This window comes from Leptolyngbya sp. UWPOB_LEPTO1 (assembly GCF_017302695.1).
GTDB classification, from domain to species: domain Bacteria; phylum Cyanobacteriota; class Cyanobacteriia; order Leptolyngbyales; family Leptolyngbyaceae; genus Leptolyngbya; species Leptolyngbya boryana.
In genome coordinates, this window is record NZ_JAFLCJ010000005.1 from 290,908 (window position 1) to 312,250 (window position 21,343).

Here is a 21,343-nt window from a genome sequence, read left to right on the forward strand (position 1 = left end):
TCAGGATTCCGATCGACTTACTTACCCCCTCCGAAGTTACATGGGCAACAAGCCAACTATTGCGTTCTCTCATTTGGGCTGCGAAAAAAATCGAATCGATACCGAACATATGCTTGGTTTACTGGCTGAAGCCGGATATCAAGTTGATGCTGACGAAGAGTTGGCAGATTATGTTATTGTCAATACTTGCAGTTTTATTCAAGCCGCACGGGAAGAATCAGTGCGGACACTGGTCGAATTAGCGGAAGCTGACAAAAAAATTGTGATCACAGGCTGCATGGCGCAGCACTTTCAGGAACAACTTTTAGATGAACTGCCCGAAGCCGTTGCCCTCGTTGGGACAGGCGACTATCACAAAATCGTTGATGTGATTGCACGGGCAGAAGCTGGAGAGCGTGTGAAAGAGGTTTCACAAGAACCGACTTACATCGCAGATGAGACGACCCCTCGCTATCGCACTACGACTGAAGGCGTTGCTTATCTCCGGATTTCAGAAGGATGTGACTATCGATGTGCGTTTTGTATTATCCCGCATCTGCGTGGAAACCAGCGATCGCGCACGATTGAATCGATTGTCCAAGAAGCTGAACATTTAGCCTCTGAAGGCGTGAAAGAGATTATCTTAATCTCGCAGATCACCACCAACTATGGACTTGACCTGTACGGTGAGCCAAAGTTAGCCGAACTGTTGCGCGCCCTTGGAAAAGTGGACATTCCTTGGATTCGGATGCACTACGCTTATCCGACCGGATTGACCCCGAAAGTTATCGAAGCGATTCGCGAAACGCCGAACGTTCTCCCTTACCTCGATTTACCTCTGCAACATTCTCACCCGGAAGTGCTCAGAGCCATGAATCGCCCTTGGCAAGGTCGAGTCAACGACGGCATCATTGAGCGGCTCAAAGCTGAGATCCCGAATGCTGTCTTGAGAACTACCCTGATTGTCGGATTTCCTGGAGAAACCGATGAACATTTTGAACATCTCAAGCAGTTCATTCAGCGTCACGAATTTGATCATGTCGGAGTGTTTACCTTCTCTCCTGAAGAAGGCACTCCCGCCTACAACTTGCCCAATCAACTGCCCCAAGAGGTAATGGATGCGCGTCGAGATGCCTTGATGCAGCTCCAGCAAGCGATTTCTCTCAAACAGAATCGTGCGCAGATTAGCAAAGTTGTAGATGTCTTGATCGAACAAGAAAATCCGCAGACCGGAGAACGGATTGGGCGATCAGCTCGATTTTCTCCTGATGTGGACGGACTCGTATATGTCGAAGGTGAAGCGGCGTTGGGCACGATTGTGCCAGTGACGATCGTAGACGCAGACATTTACGACTTGTATGGTCGAATTGCCACGGCTGCGGACTTGATCCAACTGCCTGCAATGACTGTTTAATCGCTGTGTTGAAACGACGATGTTCCCGTTGTCGCATAGACTGACCGAAATGTTAGACCTTCACTGTTTCTAGCTTTTCATCTTTTTTCCCCGCGCCTTTAAAGTTGGCAATTAACACGTAGTTCGGCTCGAACTGCGACCCGATTCAGACGGTTTTGGTTTATGAAAAGACCGTCTTGAGGTCGAGAATGTTGCCTCTGATGGCGCACGACCATGACTTTTACAGGAGACTCAATGACCCTTTCTTTTCATAGCCTCGGACTGTCTGAAGACCGGATTCGCCATCTCGAAGAACTCGGATTTACTGCTCCGACTGCCATCCAAGCCCAAGCCATTCCTCATTTACTCGCTGGGCGTGATGTCGTCGGTCAAGCACAAACCGGAACCGGGAAAACTGCGGCGTTCGGGCTTCCGATTCTGGAGCGGATTGATACAAAATCCCCCACAGTCCAAGCGCTGATTCTGACTCCGACTCGCGAATTGGCGATGCAAGTTTGCCAAGCGATTCGTACGTTCACTGACGATCGTCGAGTTAAAGTCGTCACGATCTACGGCGGACAATCGATCGATCTACAAGTTGATCGCTTACGTCGTGGCGCTCAAATTGTCGTCGGAACTCCCGGTCGAGTGATTGATTTGCTCGGTCGTGGTGATCTAAGACTCGATAATCTCAGCTGGCTCGTTCTCGACGAAGCAGATGAGATGCTGAACATGGGCTTTATTCAGGATGTTGAGAAGATCTTGAATCAAGCGCCTGTTGAACGTCAAACGACGTTCTTCTCGGCAACGATGGAACCTTCGATCCGCAAGTTGGTCACCAAGTTCTTGCGCTCTCCGGTGACGGTGACGATCGAACAACCCAAAGCCGCTCCTTCTCGCATTAATCAAGTTGCTTACACGATTCCTCGCGGATGGACAAAAGCTCGGGCAATTCTACCGATTCTCGAATTGGAAGATCCCGAAGCCGCAATTATCTTCGTGAGAACTCGTCGGGCAGCCGCAGAATTGACCAGCCAATTACAAGCCGCTGGACATAGTGTGGATGAATACCACGGTGATTTGAGCCAAAGCCAACGTGAACGGCTATTGCTCCGGTTCCGCCAGCAGCAGATCAAATGGGTGGTCGCGACCGACATCGCGGCACGAGGAATCCATGTGGATAACTTGACCCATGTGATCAACTACGACTTGCCGGATAGCGTTGAAAGCTATGTGCACCGGATTGGTCGGACAGGTCGTGCGGGTAAAGAAGGCACGGCAATTTCGCTGGTGCATCCGCTGGATCGTCGCAAACTGCGCGATATCGAAAATCACGTTCGCCAACGCTTAGAGATTAAGCCAGTTCCGACTCGTGCGGAAATTGAAGCTCGCTACTTAGATAAGCTGCAAGCTCAAGTGCGCGAGACGCTAGCAGGAGAGCGAGTCGCATCGTTCTTGCCGATTGTGTCTCAGTTGGCAGAAGATTACGAACCGCATACGATCGCGGCGGCGGCATTGCAGATGATCTACGATCGCACTCGTCCCGCTTGGATTACCATCGGGACTGATCCGACTCCTGAAGAAGAAGCTTCTTCGAGAGGCGGTGCGAAGCAGAAGCCTGTGAAGCGTTCTAGACCTTCTGGAGGACATTCTGCTTCAGGTAGTTCTGGTCAGCGTCGTCATCCTGCGGCACGATCGAAGTAATCTACAATAGATTCCTGTGTATAAAAGACTCCGACTTCTTTAAGAAGTCGGAGTCTTAGAGCTTTTGAACCTTCTTTATGCCAGTTGTTCTTTCTACAGATTTGCTTGCCTTCTATCGTGACCTGAGCCAGCGGACTCTCACCGTCGTTGATCTGGAAACCTCTGGGCATAAACCGCCTCGCAGTCGAGCGATCGAGGTGTCGGTTCTGAATGCAAATTTGAAAGACGGCATTCTGAATCAAGAAACGTATTTGATCAATCCTGGCGTGTTGATTCCGCCGATCATTACGAATATTACGGGCATCACGCAAGACATGGTGGATAGTGCACCGCCGCCGGATGAGGTGTGGCTCAAGTGTTTGCCCTTGTTCGAGCAGGGAACTTTAACGGCTCACAATATTGGATTTGACTATCCGTTTATTCGAGCAGAATATGCGCGGTTGGGGATTCCATTTTATCGATCGCAATCCGAGCAGTTTTGCACTGTTCAATTTGCACGCTTGATGCTCTCAGAGTTGCCTTCTCGGAGTTTGCCGAACTTGGTTAAACATTTTCAGTTTCCAGTTGGCGCATCGCATCGCGCGGAAGCAGACACGATGGCATGTTGGCTACTTGCAGAAATGCTCTTGAAAGAGATTGCAAATGAAGATGATGAAGCGGTTTTAGCGAAAATTGGACAGCAGCTTCTTTCGACGAGTGAGGCTGCCAAACTGATTGGCGGCTCGCAAAAATCAGTGCGATCGCGGCTTGAGCAAGCGGGTGCTGAACCCTATATTTCTCGAACCGGAACACCGTTGTATCGCCGTGCAGATGTTGAGCGTCTTTATTGGCAAAAGCACCAACTTTCTTTGTCGTCTTGAACGGTAAAATAGCAGAACTAAAAGAAATGCAGATTCAATCTTGTTACGGTATCAACTCTTACTAAACTTCGTATCTAGATCCGCTAAGGTCACAGAACTGTGACTCAGGTTAGAAGTCATGCGTCTAGAGCAATTGCAGGCGTTTTTGGCGATCGTTGAAACCGGAAGTTTTCAACAGGCTGCCCGAAAATGTGCGGTCACTCAATCGACTATTAGCCGTCAACTCCAGGCATTGGAAGCTGATTTAGGGATGCCGCTGTTTCATCGGACGACTCAGGCAAAATTAACGATCGCGGGAGAACAGTTTCTACCTCACGCCCGCAAAATTTGCCAGGAATGGCAGAATGCCATCAGTGAGTTGGAAGAGTTGCGATGCGGCAAACAGCCAGAACTATGTGTTGCAGCCATTCATTCGGTCTGTGCGTTTCATTTGCCGCCTGTGTTGCAGCAATTTTGTCAGGACTATCCTGACGTTCAGCTTCGCGTCACTTCGTTAGGGAGCGATCGCGCGTTAAAAGTCCTGAAAGATGGCTTGGTAGATTTGGCGATCGTGATGAATAACCGCTTTCTCACTGCGAGTCCAGAAATGGTTGTAGATGTTCTTTACGACGAGCCTGTTCGGGTTCTGATGGCAGCCGATCATCGTTTGACGAAATTTGATCAAGTGCCTTGGTCAGAATTGGTTCGCTATCCGCAAGTTGTTTTCAAAGATGGATACGGAATGCAACGGCTTGTCCAAGAGCAGTTTCAGCGTCAAGGAGTTACGTTGAAAGCAGCTTTGGAGCTGAATACTTTAGATGCATTTCGCGGTGTTGTGCGGCAGGGAGAATTGATTGCTTTGTTACCGCAAGGCGCGATTCAGGATGTGCATTTAGATTCGACTTTAGTGATTCGATCGACTAGCGATCCGGTTTTAGTGCGACAAGTGGTGTTGGTGACGACGCAAGATCGATTGCAAATTCCACCGATTCAACGATTTCGGGCATTGGTGCAGGAAATCATGCATCCTGCATTTCTGAAGCGAAGTCCGAGTGCGATCGTGTGAAGGCGTTTGAGCAGGAAACAATCTGGTATTGTGGAACCCTTTGGAAGGTTGCAGCGGTTCATTCATTCTGTAGGCAAGCACTATGAGTTACGAGTTCCGGGAGTTACTTAAAAAAGTTGGCAGTGGGCCGCATACAAGCGAAAATTTGACGCGCCAAGAGTCGGCAACTGCGACTCGCTTGATGCTGCTGCAAGAAGCAACCCCGGCTCAGATTGGGGCATTTATGATTTCTCATCGCATCAAGCGCCCAACGGGTGAAGAACTAGCCGGGATGTTGGATGCCTATGATGCGTTAGGCAAAAAGCTGCCCCCGATCACATCCAAGATCCCAGTGATGGTGATGTGTAACCCCTATGATGGTCGATCGAGAACTGCGCCTTTAAGTCCGCTTGTTGCGATCGTTTTAGCAGCAGCAGGAGTTCCAGTTGTACTGCACGGCGGCGATCGCATGCCAACCAAAGAAGGCGTTCCGTTGATTGAGCTTTGGGATGGGTTAGGCGTGAATTGGAAAACCGTGTCGCTGGAACAGATTCACGCAATTTTGCAGCAAACTGGATTAGGATTTGTCTACTTGCCGCATCATTTTCCGTTGGCTCAAGGATTGGTGGAGTATCGAGAGCAAATTGGCAAGCGTCCGCCGTTTTCGACGCTGGAATTGATGTGGAATCCGTATGCAGGCGAGTCGCATTTGATTTGTGGGTATGTTCATCCGCCGACTGAAGGCATGTTTCGCGATGCCTTTGCGCTGCGAGGAACCACATTATTTACTACGGTCAAGGGATTAGAAGGCAGTTGTGATTTGCCGCGCGATCGAACGGCGATCATTGGGATGGCAGCGGGAGAAAAGTTCGATCGCTTAACGTTAGTTCCTCGCGATTATGGATTTGCCGCAAAAGAATTGCCGTTAGTCTCGAATGAGGATCTGATCGATCAGATGCGGGCAGCGATGAGAGGTGAGCCTTCGGAACTGATGCAAGCGACCATTTGGAATTGTGGATTTTATCTCTGGAGAGCCGGAGCCTGCACGAGTCTTGAATCAGGATTTTCGCAAGCGCAGGCGATTTTAGAACTAGGACAGGCGGAGCGGAAATTACAGCAGGTGATTCATGCGATCGAAGCGTGTCGCTCAGTTCTCAGTAATTAAAAAGCCTTGCAGTCTATAGTAGTCCTACATATGAGGTGGGGAGTGGGGAGTGAGGATCTTCTACTCCCTACTCCCCACCTTTTTTAGTCCTTACAACTCAAACAGACTCGCTATACGCTCACACACCTCGCTAAAATAGAGGCGTTGCTTATGAAATTGCTATGCCTCCTCGTTGGTCTCGAATCCCTGATCGTAAAGACGCAGACTATCGCCAACTCGACGATCGTATGACGTTTGCGACGCATGTTGCTTTATTTGCGGCTGCAAACTCTGGCATGTGGTTTTTCAGAATTTTACAAAAAGCCGATTGGTCATGGTCAGTTTGGGTGACAGGTGCTTGGGCTAGTGTCTTAGTGGCGCATGCGATTTATATTTTTGCGATCGCAGACTACTCTGAACCTGTTGTCGCCACTTCTCAACCGAAAGGCTTTAAACCTAAAGAGAAACCCTCAAAATCACCCAAGAGATAGGAGAATTTGGCATCGTAGATTCAGTATGGTTTGAAAGTTGAACCCTGAAAAAGTCTTATGGCAAACTCCACAACTTCAGAAACAATCGAAGCCTTAGCTGCTGAAATCGGTGAATCAGTGTATATCGACATTGCAAAATGGCATCTCTATCTCAACGATGCTCATTTGCATACGGTTTTAGCAGAACGGCTTTTTCCGCTTGTCTCGAGTGGGGCAGCGATTCAAGAAGATGACGTGCTGAACATTGTCCAAAGCATTCTGGTGAAAGTTGGCGGAGGGAAACGCGAAATTCCCTTGCTCGATCTACTTCCTATGCAGTGCCAAGTCAGCTTGATCGATACGTTGGAAGAGTTTCAACGCAATCTGTAGCAGACGGTATTAGGCAAAGAATGGTGAGTCCGCTTCTGATGGACTTGATTGAAGGGCGTCTGAATTCTATTGACTATCTTGTCGAAGCTAGAGTCTTATGTAGTTTGTCGAATCGGAATCTGAATCAGAAATTCTGTCCCCTCTCCTTCTGTTGAGCAACACTCTAATTTGCCGTGGTGCTTCTCAACAATTAATTGATAACTAATCGACATTCCCATTCCTGTTCCTTTCCCTACAGGCTTTGTCGTAAAAAATGGGTTGAAAATTTTCTGCTGGATTTCTGAGGAAATTCCTGTGCCGTTATCGCTGATCGCAATTTCGACCGATTCTCCAACGACTGAGGTGCGGATCGTGATTTGAGGTTGGGAAGTTGATTCGAGTGCGTCGATCGCATTGCTCAGAATATTCATAAAGACTTGATTGAGTTGTCCAGCTTGGCACTCAACTTTCGGCAGTTCACGATAATCTCGCCGAATCTGAATTTCTGGGCGTTCAGGAGATGCCTTCAAACGATGACATAGAATGAGTAGCGTACTTTCAATCCCCTCATGGAGATCGACCGCTTTAAATTCAGCTTCGTCGAGCCGAGAAAAATTTCGCAACGATAATACAATCTCTCGAATGCGCTCGGTTCCCAATTTCATCGAACCCAAAATTTTTCGTAAATCCGACTGAATGAATCCTAGGTCAGACTCTTCTGCCACAGCTTGAATCGCTGCAGCTGGTTCTGGGTAATACGCTTGATAGAGTTTGAGTAAGTCTAGAATATTGTCAGTATATTCTTGTAAGTAGGATAAATTCCCGTGAATGAAAGAGACGGGATTATTGATTTCATGAGCAACTCCCGCGACCAGCTCTCCAAGGCTCGACATTTTTTCAGCTTGGACTAGTTGGAGTTGAGTTTGGGTGAGGTCTTGTACAGTCTGCTCTAGTTGTTGAGTGCGTTCCTGCACTTTTTCTTCAAGCGTATCTTTAGCAGTTTCGAGATCTTCGATCATCGTGCGAATTTGTTGATCGATCGGTTGAGCAATCGATCGACTTAAAACCCAAGCCACAGCCCCTGCCATAGCAGGAAGTAAAATCATGAGAAATCCTGACCAGCGTTGGGTGATGTTGACGTCTTCTACTGCATTCTGCTGAATCTGTGCAGCAATTTTTTGACTATCGTTCAGCAGCGTGGCGAGTGGATATTCAGTCGCTTGAAAGTCGGAGCTTTCCTGCCCTTTGGCATCTAGGAGTTGCTTACGCGCTTTGAGAGCGGCTGCAATCTTCTTCGTTTTGGATGCATCGAATGGCTTTAGGGATAAACTTGCCTGCTCTTGCCGTGGGTCAGCGATTCCAAACTGATGAAATGTGTTCTCCTTGAGTAGAAATTTTTCATGGGATTGCTTCCACCGCTGCCAATCCCAAAGAAAGGTTTGCTCAAATTGAAGTGTCCCTTCAAAGTTTGACGATCGCAGCGTCTGGGTCATGCCTTGGTTGATTTGTTCCCAGGCGGTTTCAATTCGGCTCAGGGCAACGGTGCGCTCCTGTTGAGAAAGTTCATGCTGAAGTAGAGTATTTTGTGCGGCTGCAATTTGCGATCGCCCTTCAATCATTTTCCAGAGTCCATTGGCTTTGATCAGACTCGTTTGGCTTAGATAAGCCGTGCTTTGCAGCAATCGATTGATAGTACTGGAACTACTTGCAAGCCCGATCAAGGCGATCGACGTTGGAACCAAAAAGGCAAAAAATAATTTCGTCTGTAAATTGATACGCGTAAGCATATAAACTTCATTTCAGGGTTAGAAATGAAAATAAGTTCGTATTTCTCAACATGCCCAGAAGTTTTTGCAGATCCGCAGTTCATTTGAAATGTAGAAAAACTAAATGCGAGTCGATCTTCGCTGATCCAGCCATTGCTGAAGAATGATAGCGGCAGCTTTACGATCGATTAATTCCTTATTTTCTCGCAGCGAAATCCGCGCCGCTTTCATTGATTCTTCTGCTTCAAAACTAGTCAAGCGCTCATCGATAAATTCAAACGGTAACGATAACGCTTTTGAAATCGTTTCAGCAAATTTCTGAATTTGGATGGCTTGTTTCCCAAGGGTTCCATCCATTGAATAAGGCAAGCCGATCACCAGAATTTCAACTTGGCGATCGACTACGATTTGACGCAGTTCTTCGATCGTTTGCGAGTACGATTTGCGCCGAATCGTGGTTAGCCCTGTGGCAATTAATCCTGTTCCATCACAGCCCGCAACTCCAATGCGTTTCTGACCCACATCTAGTCCAAGGGCTGCAACTCTTTCCATTTAGCAACAGGGATCTTCACGGTGCGGGTCTTGAGCCATCTTGAGCAGTTCTTGCACATTTTTTGGCGTTTCAGACTTTGGTTCTGGCTGATCTGGAGACGTAATTTTCGTCGATTTCATCATCGAGATTCGTCCTGGCACCGGCTTTCGGGCAGGCTGCAAGCCTTGCAGCATCTCTGCCAACTGTAATCCTTCTGCGATCGATTTTGTTTCTCGAACTTTGTGCCAAACTGAGCGAGACATCAAAAGCGTATGTCCAATCCGCTCTGCGCCAATGCTATCTAAATAGCCCTCACGCTCGGGTTGATAATCCGGTGATGCAATTTGCAATTCTTGAGCCGGGAGATCCTGCATAATCCGCGCCATCTGCGCCATCAATTCAGGATAGAGCCAGGTGTAAGCAGGATTGACGGTGAGCTGTGCCGTATGCGGTTGTGAACCGTCGCGGCTGAGTCGTAGTTGGAAATATCCGATTGCCGCTTTGCGCTGCGGCTCAAACACATATCCACTCACAACTTCAGTGCGCGTCAAAATCTGCTTTGCCCACTCGACCAAGCTGCCAAATACACTGGTCTTAAAATCTTGGATATGTCGATCGAACACCTGCCGTACCAGAGGCGGCATTGCCATTGTGTCCAACTGATACAGCAGTTGAGCATCGGCATTACTGACGGGCAGCAAATTCGGTAAGTCTGGCTCACGCTCAGCTAGCGTCTGAAGTTGCTCGGTCGAAATCGACCAATAGGTCATATTCGCCAAAGGTTGAAATCCATTATGGCGATACAGATCTAAGGCTGACTTGTCGTTGACATCAATTTCTAAAACCCAGGTTCGCGCTTGCCAAATTCGCTCGAGACAGAATCGAATGAGCAGCGATCCCACATCGACTTTCGTGAGAACTTGTGCTTCTGCCTGGTCAGATTCCACGATCGCAGGAGTGACCATGACGCGATCGACTCTCCAAGTGCTGCCTGTCCGATTAAAAGGCGAGACTCGAATCATGCCCTGAATCTTTTGATTCAATTCAGCCACATGCACACAGGAGAGCGACTGAAAAGGATTGGGAAACAGGCTGAGCACCTTCAGAACTCCGTACCAATTCCGCAGCGATACCGTTTTCTCGCGCACGGTCGAGCAGTGGGGCAAGTTGATTTCTGGCGATTGCTGAGCAAGTTGATCAATCGCATCGAGATCACGATATTGGACAGGACGGATGACAACGGAAGCAGTCTTCTGAGGAAGTCGAGACATAAGGATATCAGCAGCAATTCAACCCCAGGTTAAGCGTTGGGCAAGGGCATTAGGTAAACCTTAAGGGGTATTTATTTAAGGTTATTTTGCCGATTGCAGCCCAACAGTAGCGCGTTCTGTAAAGGTATCGGTCGGACGAATCAGAACTACAGGAGTCTGTTCGTTGGCATTCCCAGCAGGATTGCTGATGAGAGCTTGATGCAGCAAGGACGTAGATACGCCTGACGATGCTGCTAATATTTTAACTCGTTTCAAGTCGTTCACATCCACAATTGCCGCAGATAGCCCAGTTTCTCGCTGAATGCGATCGCATAATTCCTGAGAGTTTTCAGGACCCATGACGATAAATTGGTCATAGGGCGGAATTGTTCCAGTCACGTCATCGATCAATCGCGCTTGTTCACCTGCGAGGCGGTAGAACATGCCTTTCACCCCAAAAATTTTCGCGATCGAGCCAACAATAAATGCAAACAGTACCCGTGCTTCGCCTTCGATATCAATCAGCGATTGCAGTCCGCAAGCAGTCGCCAAACTGGAGGTCGGATGGAACATGTAAGACAGCCGAGTTGCTAACCAACCGGGTTTGATCTCGCTGGGATGGCGGTAACGACCTTGCATAATCGCGATCGGAGATTCACCGATCGTCACAATATCCCCGGGTTGAGCATGAGGCATGACATACCGTTTCACGACACTCACGGGATCATCTAAGTGCGTCAGCAAATGGGTCTTAATCGGCAACACATCAGCATTTTGTGCGGGTCGCCAGCGTTTTGAGTCTTCGACTGCCGGGAACTTCAGGGGCACGATGACATGGCGAATTTTGGGGAATCGACCTCGAGAGCCATAGGAAACGTAATGCAGTTGAATCCAAGCGACTTTTAATTCGCTGAGGTTGGCGCCTTCGATTTCGACAATCACTTCGATTGGGTCATGTCCCATACTCTTAATGATGTGGGCTTCCCAATAGCCATCATTGCGAGGTTCTGCGCCTTGGAAGCGGGGAATGATCCGAGTTTTGACTTGAATCCCCTCTAGGCTCCCCGAAGAAAGGAGTTGAACTTCTGCATGAACCGTAGGAGCCATGACTTCTAAACGGCGCGTTAAATTGGTCAATTCGATCTGACCGACTAGAACGTATCGCTGGGGTTCGTAGACTGCGAGTTCCCATTTGCCCGAGGTCATCTCCAGTGTATTGCTTGGACGCTGCCAATATTGAGCTTCGAGCAGCAACAAGACGAGCAGAACGAATCCGACAAGACCAGCGAGAATGCCAATTAGAATAACCACAAAAGCTCCTTGTACCGTTGCCAGAAAAAGATATACGTGACGCGCACGATCGTCAACATATTGCCATACAAGATTATGATGTTTCGCGATTTTTTGAACGTCGTTCTTCGCGATTGCGGTCTTCCCAAAACCATGCTTCATCGGATTGTTTTTTAGCCGATTCGATTCTGGGGATCGCCCAACTTAAGTATTCTGCGTGTCGATCGCAACCGAGCCAGTTCCGTCCGAGTTGTTCGGCAACGACTGCAGTTGTGCCGGAACCCAGGAACGGATCGAGAATGCGATCGCCTTTTTGAGAAGAAGCCAAGACGAATTTTCTCACCAATTCTTCAGGTTTTTGGGTGGGATGGGGTGTTTTTTCATTCATGCCATTACAGGTGGTTGGCACTTCAATCACATCGCGAGGCTTTGCGCCTTTTGGGTGAGGCTGCCAAAGCTTTGTTACTTTTTTACCCTTGCCGTATTGGCTGGTTTCGGCTTGCGGATGGTCGGGATATTTCAGGGTATGTTCGCCGTAACGAGTGCGGATGTTCTCAATCGATAGGGTGAATTTTCTTGATTTGCGAAAATGCAAAATGCTTTCATGCGATCGACCCCAATCATTTGATAAGTTCGCTTTATTTTTGTAGTGCCAAATCAACCAGCGACATCCTTGAAAAAACTGTGACGCTGGAAGTTTTAGATCAGCCAATATTTCAGAAAAGCCACAAATATAAAACGTTCCTGTCGGCTTGAGAATTCGGGCGACTTGTTCAATCCATTGCAGTGACCATTCGAGATACAATTTCTGAGATTCAAAACTGTCCCATTCTGCTTTTTTAAGATTGTAAGGCGGATCGGCAAACACTAAATCGATCGACTCAGAAGGTAGTGATTTCAGCCATTCAACCGCATCGCCGAGCCAAAGCTGACCGTTATCATGGGTGTAGAAAAGTTTAGGAGATGATATTTCTTTTCCTGAATGGGTCACTGTATGATCAAGCGATTTAAGATGATCAATAGCCGATTCAAACTGCGGCATATCTAACAGAAAAATGGTGCATTAGCACTATATCCGATCGATTCATTCTTTTTACTTTGTGATGCAATATTCTGTCCATCCACCGAGCGAATTTATTTGTCAGCATTCTGAGAAGTTATTGCCAGATTGGTCTGATCCAATTCGCTCGATCGTGGTGGTTCTACAGCCTGCCGATCGCGAGTTAACAGAACACTGCCCGGAAGCGGATCATCAAAAGCAAGTGTTGCGATCGCGGTTTCTCTCTTTTGGTTTGAAAGTGACAGAAATGCTCCGCCAACAAGGGCACTTAGCGGATTTGTTTGATCCGAAAACGGGGTTGCCGATTTTGTCAGAATCCGGGTCTTTGCGGCTCGATGATGTGGCGGTTGTGAGATCGACATTAGGATATGCAACAAAAGCGATCGGCAATTGCTTCACCGTGATTCATCCCCGATGGGGCAGTGCCGTTTATCCTTCGATTTTGATGTCTTCTGCAAGTCGAGAATTAGTTGAATCGATCGTCGCAGGTTTGCTGGAATGCCACCATTCTTTGAGAGGCTGAGGCAGTTTGCACCAATACAACGTCATGACGATTGGCTCGTGCGCCTCACGTCCGACGATTTCGACGCTGTAAGAAGGACTGTTGCGAGTTGCCAAATCGACAATAAACCGTCGTCCAATTCTGCGCCAACTGGGTTCTTTTCCACGCCATTCGATTCGGCAGCAGGGGTAGGGAAGCTGTTCTCGATCGAATAAGCGACAGCAAGCGCCAATTACGCGATAGGTAAAATGTCCACCGGGGCTGGAAAAAGTGTGCCCATGAGTAAATGGATGAGATGTGGAAGTAGACGTGAGTTCAGAGCTGTTTGACATATGAAATAAACAGTGGGGCAGGCATCTTTGCCTGCCTCTGGATTTGAGTGGGCAAGATACCTACCCCACGGTAGACATGAGAGATCAGCTTAGTAGCCTTCCTCTTCATATTCGGGTTGCTTTTGTTTCGACTTCTCAGGAATGTTGAGCGGAATCCGTTCAGATTCATCCTCTGTGTCTTCAGCCGGGACTTCTAGCGTGTCTTCATCCTCTTCGGCTTCAGCTTGAGGCTGTTCTGCCCAAGGATCTTCATCGAGATTGCCGGGTTCAAAGCTGTCTGGAGTCGGTTGAGTTCCCGGTTCTGTATCCACGACCGGGGTGTAATCTACAACGATCGCTTCTTCTTCCTCTTCGTCTACCCAGGTTGATTTGGTGTCGAGATTATCCTCTTCATCATCGACGGTTGCCAAACTGCCCCAGTTATCCAATTCGTCTTCTTCGTCTTCTTCGTACGCTTCTGGCGGTGGATAGGCTTGCGCTTCGCGATATTGCTGACGCGGAGGTTCTTGATTTCGCTCGATCGGAATCGGTTCACGATAACGCGGCTCGTCGTCATAGCCTAAATCGTCATCGCTCCAAGTTTCTTCAACGGGTTGTTGAATGCGTGGCTGCACATTTACTTGAGTAGGCTGACCCGAAGGAAGCTGATTTTCAGGACGGGCTGGAGCCAAATATTGCGGTTCGTCTTTTTCCCAGGGGGCACGACCAATGCCGAGACGTTCAAGCACGCCGACGCTGAGTTGATTCATGCGGTCTTCCGAGCCTTCGACGACGATGAGGCGATCGGGACCACTGCTGACGATTTCATCGATCGAGAGTTCGTAGGTGCTGACAACTTGATCGGGAATGAGTGGAAGCCCGATTGATGCGATCGTTAATGCATCTAATCTGCCGCTATCGATATCAAATCGGAAGCCTCGAACTTTTCCAAGCAGTTCGCCCGTTTCAGTAATGACTTCGTATCCGATCAAATTGCTGTAGCCCTCAAGATCGACATCTTCGATCACATCTTCGTCATCGACTAAGATCACATCCCCAATCTGGCGAATGCTATCGAGCATCATCGGTTGAGCAGTGCCGTAGAACAGATTCGGGCGCAAACTGAGGGCAACAACCGCTTGGCTGTCAATGTCCACCCAAAGCTGACTCACCACGCCAAGCCGTTTGCCTGTGGTGCGTGTAATCACCTGAGTTCCAAGTATGTCGGAGCGTTGGCGAAATTCTTCTGTCATTGAGTCCCGAATCCTGTCTATTTACGCTTTTTTCTAATTATCAAACCATATGAAGGATCAAACGATACGGAATGCCGAACGTGATCCGATTCTTAAACACTTTGAGGAAGTTTGATACCCAGGACTTGGGTAAAGGCTCCTCGTGCTTGAGTGACTCCGATTGTACGCTGAGCGCGTTCGATCATCGGACGACGCAAACTCACGACAATAAATTGAGCTTGTTGCGCCTGCTGCTGAATCATTTTAGCTAATCGCTCGACGTTTGCTCCGTCTAGGAACATATCAACCTCGTCAAACGCGTAGAACGGGGAGGGACGATACCGCTGAAGGGCGAAAATGAAACTCAGAGCAGTCAAAGATTTTTCACCCCCAGACATGGAGGCAAGCCGTTGCACAGGTTTGCCTTTCGGGTGAGCGATCAGGTTCAATCCGCCGTTAAATGGGTCGTTAGGATCTTCAAGCTGTAAGCGTCCGTCGCCGTCCGATAAGGTGGCAAAGATCTTCTGGAAGTTCAAATCGACCGCTTCATAAGCTTCCATGAAGGCGCGCTGTCGCAGAGTGGTAAAGTTCTCAATTCTTAACAGCAACTCAGTACGTTCTTCTTGTAGCGTTTCGAGTTTTTCGGTGAGTTCGTCTAAACGGGCTTGGGTGCGATCGTATTCTTCTAACGCCAACATATTCACAGGTTCCATTGCCTGAAGGCGTTTTTGCATCGAACGGAGTTCATGCTGAAGTTGTCCGAGATCGCGAGTGGCATTGTCGGGAATTTCAGGAACCGGATCAGGCAGTTCGGCGCGTTGGGCTTCGAGGGCTGCTTGCTGTTCAGCGAGGCTAGCTCGACGAGATTGCTGAGTTTCTAGCGTTTGATCACGTTGCCAAATGTGCTGCTGCTGGCGATTCTGAAGTTCGCGGAGCTGTCGATCGACCGCATCGCGTTTGTGTCGTTCTTCGCCTAAGGTTTTATCGAGTTCAGCAAGTGTGGCTTTGAGTTCGGTGATCTGGGTATTGACGGCAGTTTGTTGATTTGTATTTTCTGATTGCTGCTGCAATTGCAGAGTTTGCTGGGTTCGAGATTCCTGAATTCGGATCTGTCCCTGCTCGATTTTTTCTTGTAACAGCTTTCTCTGAGTTTCGAGGTCTTGGGAGCGTTGTTCGATCGCTCTTAAATCTCCCTCTTTCTGGTTCAGATCGGTTTCTAATTCCCGAATGCCCGCTTGAATTTGCTGCCATTCGCTATGAGACTGCGATTGCTCTAATTCCGCCAAGGTCGTTCTTAACCGGGCTAAATTCGCCTCTTGAACTGGAAGTTCCGACTCTAAGACTTGTAAGCGAACTTGCGCTGCTGCCAGTTCTTTTTGATTGGTTTCAAGCTGCTGGGTGAGTTGAATTTGTTGTTTTTCCAAGCGATCGAGTTCGACTTTGGCTTGATCCGCTTTGACTTTCAATTCTGCGTGTTGTTGACGCGCATCGCTGAGAAATTTGGTGCGGTCTTTCTGAAGAATGGTTGCTTTCGCGATCGAGCTTTCACAATGTCCCAAAATCTGATCGATTTCTTGCAGTCGCCGCTTTAATGCTGCGATTTCCGGTGATTCTGCGGCTTGACCTTTGCCAAATCGTAACGACGATCGAGCACCGCTACTTCCCCCGGTCATTGCTCCACTCGATTCGAGTAATTCGCCATCTAGGGTGACAATCCGATATTGCCCAATATGTCGCCGAGCATCAGAAAGCGTCTCAAAGACAACGGTTGTACCGAAGATGTAAGCAAATACGTCGTAATAGCGATCCTCGAAGTCGATTAAATTAATCGCATAATCAATGCAGCCCTGCATCGATCGCATCGTGGCACGATTGGGAATATGAGGCGGCTTGAGTTTATTGAGCGGTAAGAATGTGGCTCGTCCAGCCCGACGCTGTTTGAGAATATCGATCGCTGCTGCCGCGATCGCATCATCTTCGACCACAATATTTGCCAGTCGTCCACCCGCAGCGGTTTCTAAGGCAAGCTGATAGCGTGAAGTCACCTGTCCGAGTTCGGCGACTAAGCCACACACTCCAGATAGTCCCATTTTCATGATGACTTGTGAAGCCTGAGTGCCTTGTGCTTCTTGCACTGCTTGCGTTTGGGCTTCTAATTTATCTAAGGCGCGTTGCTTATCTCGTTGTTCAGTAAGTAATCGTTTCTCAGTTTCTTGTTGAATCTGCAACTCTTGTTCAACTTCCGCGAGCGCTTGCGCCATCGATTGAACTTGCTGCGTCGCGGCTGCAAATCGTTGAGTGATATCTGCTGCTGCGATCTGCTGCTGATTCAATTCGGCTGTAGTTGTTCTGAGGGCTTCTGTTTGCTCTTGAACTTGGCGATCGAGTTGATTGGTTTTCTCTCTCAATCCAGCTTGTTCAGACCGTTGCGGCTCCAAAGCCTTGATCAAGGTCTCGATGTGATGGTGCAATTGAGTTTGTTCTTGCACCCAAGCCTCTGCATTGGCAGCCGAAGCATTTGCCTGTTCGCGTTTCTGCTCAAGTACTGCCTTGGCTTGATCACGCTTCTGAGTTGCTGCAATCAGCTCTTGGGTTTCGATGGATTCTTTCTCACGGGTCAGCGCTGCCAAGGTCTGCATGTTTTCCTGGAGGTCTTGCTGCGCTTTGGATAAAGTCGCAATCAAATCCTGGCTTGATTTCTGCAAGTCTTGCTGTTGACGTTCTAACTGGCGCAGTTCAGCTTCTCGCGCTGCGAGGGTCGATTGCACTGCGATTTGTTCTTCTTCACCGAGCGATCGCACATGTGCATTCAGTTTCTCTAATTCAGCAGTCACTTGATTGATTTCAAGTTGCAGTGCTGCTAGCTGTTCAGTCAAATCAGCGATCGCTGTTTCATCGGATTGAATTTGCTCTTGTAATTTGCGAACGCCTTGCGCGGCTTGTTCGTAACGGATAACGACTTCCCATTGCTCTTTCGCTTGAAGTTCTGCGCGCAGTTTTTTGTATTTCTCGGCTTTGATCCGATCTTGAGCTAAGCGATCGCGCTGCTCGATCAATTCACGCTCGACAATATGAAATTTATCTTCTTGATCTTTTACGGCATCGAGCTTGTCTTTCGCTTGGTTGATTTTGCGATCGAATGAAGCAACTCCTGCCAATTCATCAATGATTTCACGACGTTCTCGCCCGTTCATCGAAATGATCCGAGTTACGTCCCCTTGCAAGACAACGTTATATCCCTCAGGATAGATCCGCATCCGGTTCAACTGCTCATGCAGTTCTGTTAACGTACAGGGTTCATCATTGATGAAATAGTTTGACGTATACGTTCCCTGCTGTGTTACTCGCAATTTACGAGTCACTTTCCACTCTGCGTTAATTTCGCCGTTGCTGTTACCATTTTCAGAACCGTTTAATTCATAAACGACATCTGGTGCAGAGACATGACCATTCTCATGATGTTCATTTGCCGAACTCTGACTTGGCTCATTCAATGAAACATCGATATTACTTTCATCTGGATTGCTGAGAGCATTAAACAGATCTAATTCATCTGATAGATCAAATACTGTTGTCACTGCCGCTTCGACGGTTGCTCGCCCTTTCGTGGCCTGTGCATGATTTACCAGGTCAGGCAATCGCTCAGCCCGCATCCCTTTTGAGCCTGCTAGCCCTAAGCAAAAGAGCAATGCATCCAGTAGATTTGACTTCCCTGATCCGTTTGGACCTGAGATCACGGTGAACCCTGGCAGCAACGGAATCGGCGTTGTGCCGCCAAAAGACTTGAAATTTGTTAGTTCAACACGCTTAACGTACACAGGGAGTCAGTAAAAAACAGTGTTTAGTGTAGCCCGGAATCAAACAAGTGAGCTAAATTAGCGGAATTTCTATAATAGATAGCACACTTAGAACGTCTGATCTACAAAAAATCAAACGGATTTGTGCAATTCTACTGCGATCGATCAGATTGTCAAGGTGATTTTCCCGTGCGTTAGCGTATTTTAGCGATCGAGACTCACATATCGCCAGCGTTTACAATTCAGTCACAGGTGCAGAATCAATCAGGAAAGGTCCTTTTTCTGGTCTCCCAATTGAAAATCCAAAATTCAAAATCGTCTCCCTCTTCCCAATCCGGGGAAATCTAGATCAGTAGACCTACCTCAGATTTGACCTGTTTTTGGGAAAGCCTCATGATAAAAGCATTTCATAGCCCTGACGATCGCCATTCTGCGATTTCTGCTGTCACCAATCAATCTCCGGATGCCCTCGCATCCTTCTGGGAAGAACTGGAAGAACAGCTAGATGAGGAAAACCCTGAAGAACAGCAAATCGCCAAAAGCCCAACGTTGACGATCGATCTTGAAGAAGCGAAATCCGCGATCGAGTCTCCGGTCACTCCAGAAGCGAAACCTCGCTATATTCAAGGTGTTGTGTCGGGTCAACAGGCATGGCTCGTCACCAATTTGCTGAGAAGTGAATCGATGAGTCTTAAACAACCGCAAATGGTTTGGACGATCGGGCGTAATCGATCGGCAGCATTGCCCCTACAGGATCGTAAGCTTTCTCGTCGTCATGCTGTGATTCTCTATGTTGTGAATGAAGGCTTCTACTTCGTTGATCTCAATAGCATGAATGGCTCGTACATCAACGGAACAAGAGTTCAACAGCGCCAGCGCCTTCAGGATGGGGATTGCCTCTGCGTCGGTAGTACTCGCTTTTTCTTCTTTACAAGCGTGCAAGAACGCGCGTCAGAAGCCCTGCATCCTGAAGTATTAGCCCGTCTGAATGATGCAGAATCCCGGAACAGAGAATTTATTGACTTTTCAGAGTTGCAGGAAGAGATCTCCTTCAACGTGCCTCAATAGCGCCCCTAAAAAGAAAACTCTGTCTGAATCTCGCATCGGGTTTGGGCTGCATCGATCTCTTAAAACTGTCGTGTCCAGTCATGCCAGCGTTCGACAATCACTTTCGTCTGGGTGAAGAATTCGATCGCTTGCCATCCTTGACCATGCAAATCCCCAAAAAAGCTTTCTTTCCAACCACTAAACGGAAAGAATGCCATCGGTGCTGCAACTCCAATATTAATTCCGATATTCCCCGCTTCAGCTTCGTAGCGGAATTTTCGGGCTGCAGCTCCACTAGAAGTAAACAGGGAAGCCATGTTTCCGTATTGGCTTTGATTGATCAGCGCGATCGCGTCATCAATTGAATCGAGATGAATCAAGCTCAGCACTGGTCCAAAAATCTCAGTTTTAGCAATTTCACCTGCCGGATCAATGTTCTGCAAAATGGTTGGTCGAACAAAGTGACCTTGCTCATATCCAGAAATTTTGGGTGCTCGACCATCGACTAAAACAGTTGCACCTTCTGTTTCTGCTTGTTGAATGATGGTTTCAATTCGGGTCTTACTTTGATGAGTGATTACAGGTCCCATTTGTACGCCAGAATCTAGTCCAAACCCAACTTGGCGCGAGGTTGCAGCTTCAGCGATCGCATCTGTAAAAGTAGATTTTGCACTGCCAACTGTAATGGCAATTGAAGCAGCTAAACATCGTTGTCCTGCACATCCAAAAGCACTATCTGCCATGATTTTCGTTGTCATCGCAATATCTGCATCCGGTAGCACAATTACGGGATTTTTCGCGCCACCTTGGCACTGTGCCCTTTTCCCATTTGCGGCTGCCCGACTATAGACATATTTCGCGACTCCCGTCGATCCGACAAAGCTAATCGATCGAATTGCGGCATGATCGAGCAAAGCATCGACCACTTCTTTCGCTCCATTGACCAGATTGACTACGCCTTTAGGTAAGCCTGTTTGTTCGAGCAAAGTAAAGATGCGCTGCATGGTCAGAGGCACCCGTTCAGACGGCTTAATAATGCAGGTGTTGCCACATGCGATCGCGTAAGGCATAAACCAAAATGGAATCATACCTGGAAAGTTAAACGGTGTAATGACTGCGGTGACTCCCAGCGGTTGGCGAATCATATGTTCATCAATGCCACGCGCAATGTCTTCTGAGTTATAGCCCTGCATTAAGATGGGAATTCCACAGGCAACCTCGACATTCTCGATCGCGCGTCTCATTTCGCCTTTGGATTCTGCAAGCGTCTTGCCACATTCGAGTGTAATCGTCTGGGCAATGTCCTCGAAATGCTCCTCGAGCAATGCCTTGAGCTTGAATAAATACTGCACGCGTTCAGTCGCGGGCGTGCGTCGCCAGGTTTGAAATGCAGTTTGAGCAGCTTGAGCGGCTCGATCGACTTCACGCGCAGGCGAGAGCGGAACTTTACTTAAAACTTCGATCGTGGCTGGATTTCTGACTTCTAAATAAGTTTCAGTTTCGGGAATAGACCATTCGCCATTGATATAGTTTTGAACGATCGAAGAGTGCGTCATATCGGTTCCTCACTTCTATGAGAAGATCTTGCCGCAACTTCGTTGGATTAAGCTACC

18 protein-coding genes are annotated in these 21,343 nt (G+C 48.1%); 9 read left to right on the forward strand and 9 right to left on the reverse strand.

The genetic code is table 11. The features are described from left to right. Positions 1 to 40 precede the first annotated feature (40 nt). The 7 genes from rimO (at position 41) to J0L70_RS10750 (ending at position 6,964) form a co-directional block, all read left to right on the forward strand. Complete coding sequence (gene rimO / locus J0L70_RS10720) at positions 41 to 1,393, forward strand: 30S ribosomal protein S12 methylthiotransferase RimO (RefSeq protein ID WP_287454477.1); 1,353 nt, start codon at positions 41 to 43, stop codon at positions 1,391 to 1,393. Between the two features lie 234 nt (positions 1,394 to 1,627). Then, positions 1,628 to 3,076, forward strand: coding sequence for a DEAD/DEAH box helicase (locus J0L70_RS10725; RefSeq protein ID WP_036045359.1), 1,449 nt, complete (start codon positions 1,628 to 1,630; stop codon positions 3,074 to 3,076). A 77-nt stretch (positions 3,077 to 3,153) separates the two neighbouring features. Continuing rightward, the gene (locus J0L70_RS10730; protein ID WP_268183477.1) at positions 3,154 to 3,936 is read left to right on the forward strand and encodes a 3'-5' exonuclease; all 783 of its coding nucleotides are present in this window, start codon (positions 3,154 to 3,156) and stop codon (positions 3,934 to 3,936) included. Positions 3,937 to 4,054: 118 nt separating this feature from the next. After that, positions 4,055 to 4,981, forward strand: coding sequence for a LysR family transcriptional regulator (locus tag J0L70_RS10735; protein ID WP_287454481.1), 927 nt, complete (start codon positions 4,055 to 4,057; stop codon positions 4,979 to 4,981). A gap of 82 nt (positions 4,982 to 5,063) precedes the next feature. After that, entirely contained in the window at positions 5,064 to 6,125 is a 1,062-nt protein-coding gene (locus tag J0L70_RS10740; protein WP_287454483.1) for an anthranilate phosphoribosyltransferase family protein, read from the forward strand. 161 nt (positions 6,126 to 6,286) lie between these two features. Next, entirely contained in the window at positions 6,287 to 6,595 is a 309-nt protein-coding gene (locus J0L70_RS10745) for a 2TM domain-containing protein (protein ID WP_017286463.1), read from the forward strand. Positions 6,596 to 6,652: 57 nt separating this feature from the next. Beyond that, a complete protein-coding gene (locus J0L70_RS10750; protein WP_190647226.1) occupies positions 6,653 to 6,964 on the forward strand; it encodes a DUF3181 family protein in 312 nt (103 codons plus the stop codon). Between the two features lie 95 nt (positions 6,965 to 7,059). Here J0L70_RS10750 and J0L70_RS10755 read toward each other — a convergent pair whose 3' ends face one another. The 5 genes from J0L70_RS10755 to J0L70_RS10775 form a co-directional block, all read right to left on the reverse strand. After that, positions 7,060 to 8,730: a sensor histidine kinase gene (locus J0L70_RS10755; RefSeq protein WP_287454484.1), complete on the reverse strand. Its 1,671-nt coding sequence runs from the start codon at positions 8,728 to 8,730 to the stop codon at positions 7,060 to 7,062. Positions 8,731 to 8,829: 99 nt separating this feature from the next. Then, positions 8,830 to 9,261: a Holliday junction resolvase RuvX gene (ruvX, locus tag J0L70_RS10760; protein WP_190647230.1), complete on the reverse strand. Its 432-nt coding sequence runs from the start codon at positions 9,259 to 9,261 to the stop codon at positions 8,830 to 8,832. Beyond that, the gene (locus J0L70_RS10765; protein ID WP_190647232.1) at positions 9,262 to 10,512 is read right to left on the reverse strand and encodes a GNAT family N-acetyltransferase; all 1,251 of its coding nucleotides are present in this window, start codon (positions 10,510 to 10,512) and stop codon (positions 9,262 to 9,264) included. 81 nt (positions 10,513 to 10,593) lie between these two features. Beyond that, a complete protein-coding gene (locus J0L70_RS10770) occupies positions 10,594 to 11,943 on the reverse strand; it encodes a hypothetical protein (RefSeq protein ID WP_017286468.1) in 1,350 nt (449 codons plus the stop codon). Further along, positions 11,876 to 12,823, reverse strand: a complete 948-nt coding sequence (locus tag J0L70_RS10775; protein ID WP_199329188.1) for a DNA-methyltransferase — start codon at positions 12,821 to 12,823, stop codon at positions 11,876 to 11,878. The genes J0L70_RS10770 and J0L70_RS10775 overlap by 68 nt, the downstream gene beginning before the upstream one ends. A 61-nt stretch (positions 12,824 to 12,884) precedes the next feature. Between J0L70_RS10775 and J0L70_RS10780 the strand changes: the two genes are divergently transcribed. Beyond that, positions 12,885 to 13,364 carry a methylmalonic aciduria and homocystinuria type D protein gene (locus J0L70_RS10780; protein WP_287454487.1) on the forward strand — a complete coding sequence of 160 codons (480 nt, stop codon included), beginning with the start codon at positions 12,885 to 12,887 and terminating at the stop codon, positions 13,362 to 13,364. Here J0L70_RS10780 and J0L70_RS10785 read toward each other — a convergent pair. From J0L70_RS10785 to smc, 3 genes are all read right to left on the reverse strand, one after another. Next, the gene (locus J0L70_RS10785; protein ID WP_071596144.1) at positions 13,271 to 13,675 is read right to left on the reverse strand and encodes a DUF8632 family protein; all 405 of its coding nucleotides are present in this window, start codon (positions 13,673 to 13,675) and stop codon (positions 13,271 to 13,273) included. The two genes, J0L70_RS10780 and J0L70_RS10785, sit on opposite strands and share 94 nt — an antisense overlap. 89 nt (positions 13,676 to 13,764) lie before the next feature. Continuing rightward, positions 13,765 to 14,907, reverse strand: a complete 1,143-nt coding sequence (locus J0L70_RS10790) for a PRC-barrel domain-containing protein (RefSeq protein WP_287454490.1) — start codon at positions 14,905 to 14,907, stop codon at positions 13,765 to 13,767. A gap of 92 nt (positions 14,908 to 14,999) precedes the next feature. Then, positions 15,000 to 18,704, reverse strand: coding sequence for a chromosome segregation protein SMC (gene smc, locus J0L70_RS10795; protein ID WP_287454492.1), 3,705 nt, complete (start codon positions 18,702 to 18,704; stop codon positions 15,000 to 15,002). A gap of 372 nt (positions 18,705 to 19,076) precedes the next feature. Here smc and J0L70_RS10800 point away from each other — a divergent pair, with 372 nt between their 5' ends. Then, entirely contained in the window at positions 19,077 to 19,751 is a 675-nt protein-coding gene (locus tag J0L70_RS10800; protein ID WP_017286474.1) for an FHA domain-containing protein, read from the forward strand. 59 nt (positions 19,752 to 19,810) lie between these two features. Here J0L70_RS10800 and J0L70_RS10805 read toward each other — a convergent pair whose 3' ends face one another. Then, positions 19,811 to 21,286, reverse strand: coding sequence for a CoA-acylating methylmalonate-semialdehyde dehydrogenase (locus J0L70_RS10805; protein ID WP_017286475.1), 1,476 nt, complete (start codon positions 21,284 to 21,286; stop codon positions 19,811 to 19,813). Between the last annotated feature and the right edge of the window lie 57 nt (positions 21,287 to 21,343).

Excerpts from the sequence above, each read along its gene's own strand:
- rimO (WP_287454477.1), top strand. The coding sequence starts at position 41 with ATGGGCAACAAGCCAACTATTGCGTTCTCTCATTTGGGCTGCGAAAAA.
- J0L70_RS10725 (WP_036045359.1), top strand. The coding sequence starts at position 1,628 with ATGACCCTTTCTTTTCATAGCCTCGGACTGTCTGAAGACCGGATTCGC.
- J0L70_RS10730 (WP_268183477.1), top strand. The coding sequence starts at position 3,154 with ATGCCAGTTGTTCTTTCTACAGATTTGCTTGCCTTCTATCGTGACCTG.
- J0L70_RS10735 (WP_287454481.1), top strand. The coding sequence starts at position 4,055 with ATGCGTCTAGAGCAATTGCAGGCGTTTTTGGCGATCGTTGAAACCGGA.
- J0L70_RS10740 (WP_287454483.1), top strand. The coding sequence starts at position 5,064 with ATGAGTTACGAGTTCCGGGAGTTACTTAAAAAAGTTGGCAGTGGGCCG.
- J0L70_RS10745 (WP_017286463.1), top strand. The coding sequence starts at position 6,287 with ATGCCTCCTCGTTGGTCTCGAATCCCTGATCGTAAAGACGCAGACTAT.
- J0L70_RS10750 (WP_190647226.1), top strand. The coding sequence starts at position 6,653 with ATGGCAAACTCCACAACTTCAGAAACAATCGAAGCCTTAGCTGCTGAA.
- J0L70_RS10755 (WP_287454484.1), bottom strand. The coding sequence starts at position 8,730 with ATGCTTACGCGTATCAATTTACAGACGAAATTATTTTTTGCCTTTTTG.
- ruvX (WP_190647230.1), bottom strand. The coding sequence starts at position 9,261 with ATGGAAAGAGTTGCAGCCCTTGGACTAGATGTGGGTCAGAAACGCATT.
- J0L70_RS10765 (WP_190647232.1), bottom strand. The coding sequence starts at position 10,512 with ATGTCTCGACTTCCTCAGAAGACTGCTTCCGTTGTCATCCGTCCTGTC.
- J0L70_RS10770 (WP_017286468.1), bottom strand. The coding sequence starts at position 11,943 with ATGAAGCATGGTTTTGGGAAGACCGCAATCGCGAAGAACGACGTTCAA.
- J0L70_RS10775 (WP_199329188.1), bottom strand. The coding sequence starts at position 12,823 with ATGCCGCAGTTTGAATCGGCTATTGATCATCTTAAATCGCTTGATCAT.
- J0L70_RS10780 (WP_287454487.1), top strand. The coding sequence starts at position 12,885 with ATGCAATATTCTGTCCATCCACCGAGCGAATTTATTTGTCAGCATTCT.
- J0L70_RS10785 (WP_071596144.1), bottom strand. The coding sequence starts at position 13,675 with ATGTCAAACAGCTCTGAACTCACGTCTACTTCCACATCTCATCCATTT.
- J0L70_RS10790 (WP_287454490.1), bottom strand. The coding sequence starts at position 14,907 with ATGACAGAAGAATTTCGCCAACGCTCCGACATACTTGGAACTCAGGTG.
- J0L70_RS10800 (WP_017286474.1), top strand. The coding sequence starts at position 19,077 with ATGATAAAAGCATTTCATAGCCCTGACGATCGCCATTCTGCGATTTCT.
- J0L70_RS10805 (WP_017286475.1), bottom strand. The coding sequence starts at position 21,286 with ATGACGCACTCTTCGATCGTTCAAAACTATATCAATGGCGAATGGTCT.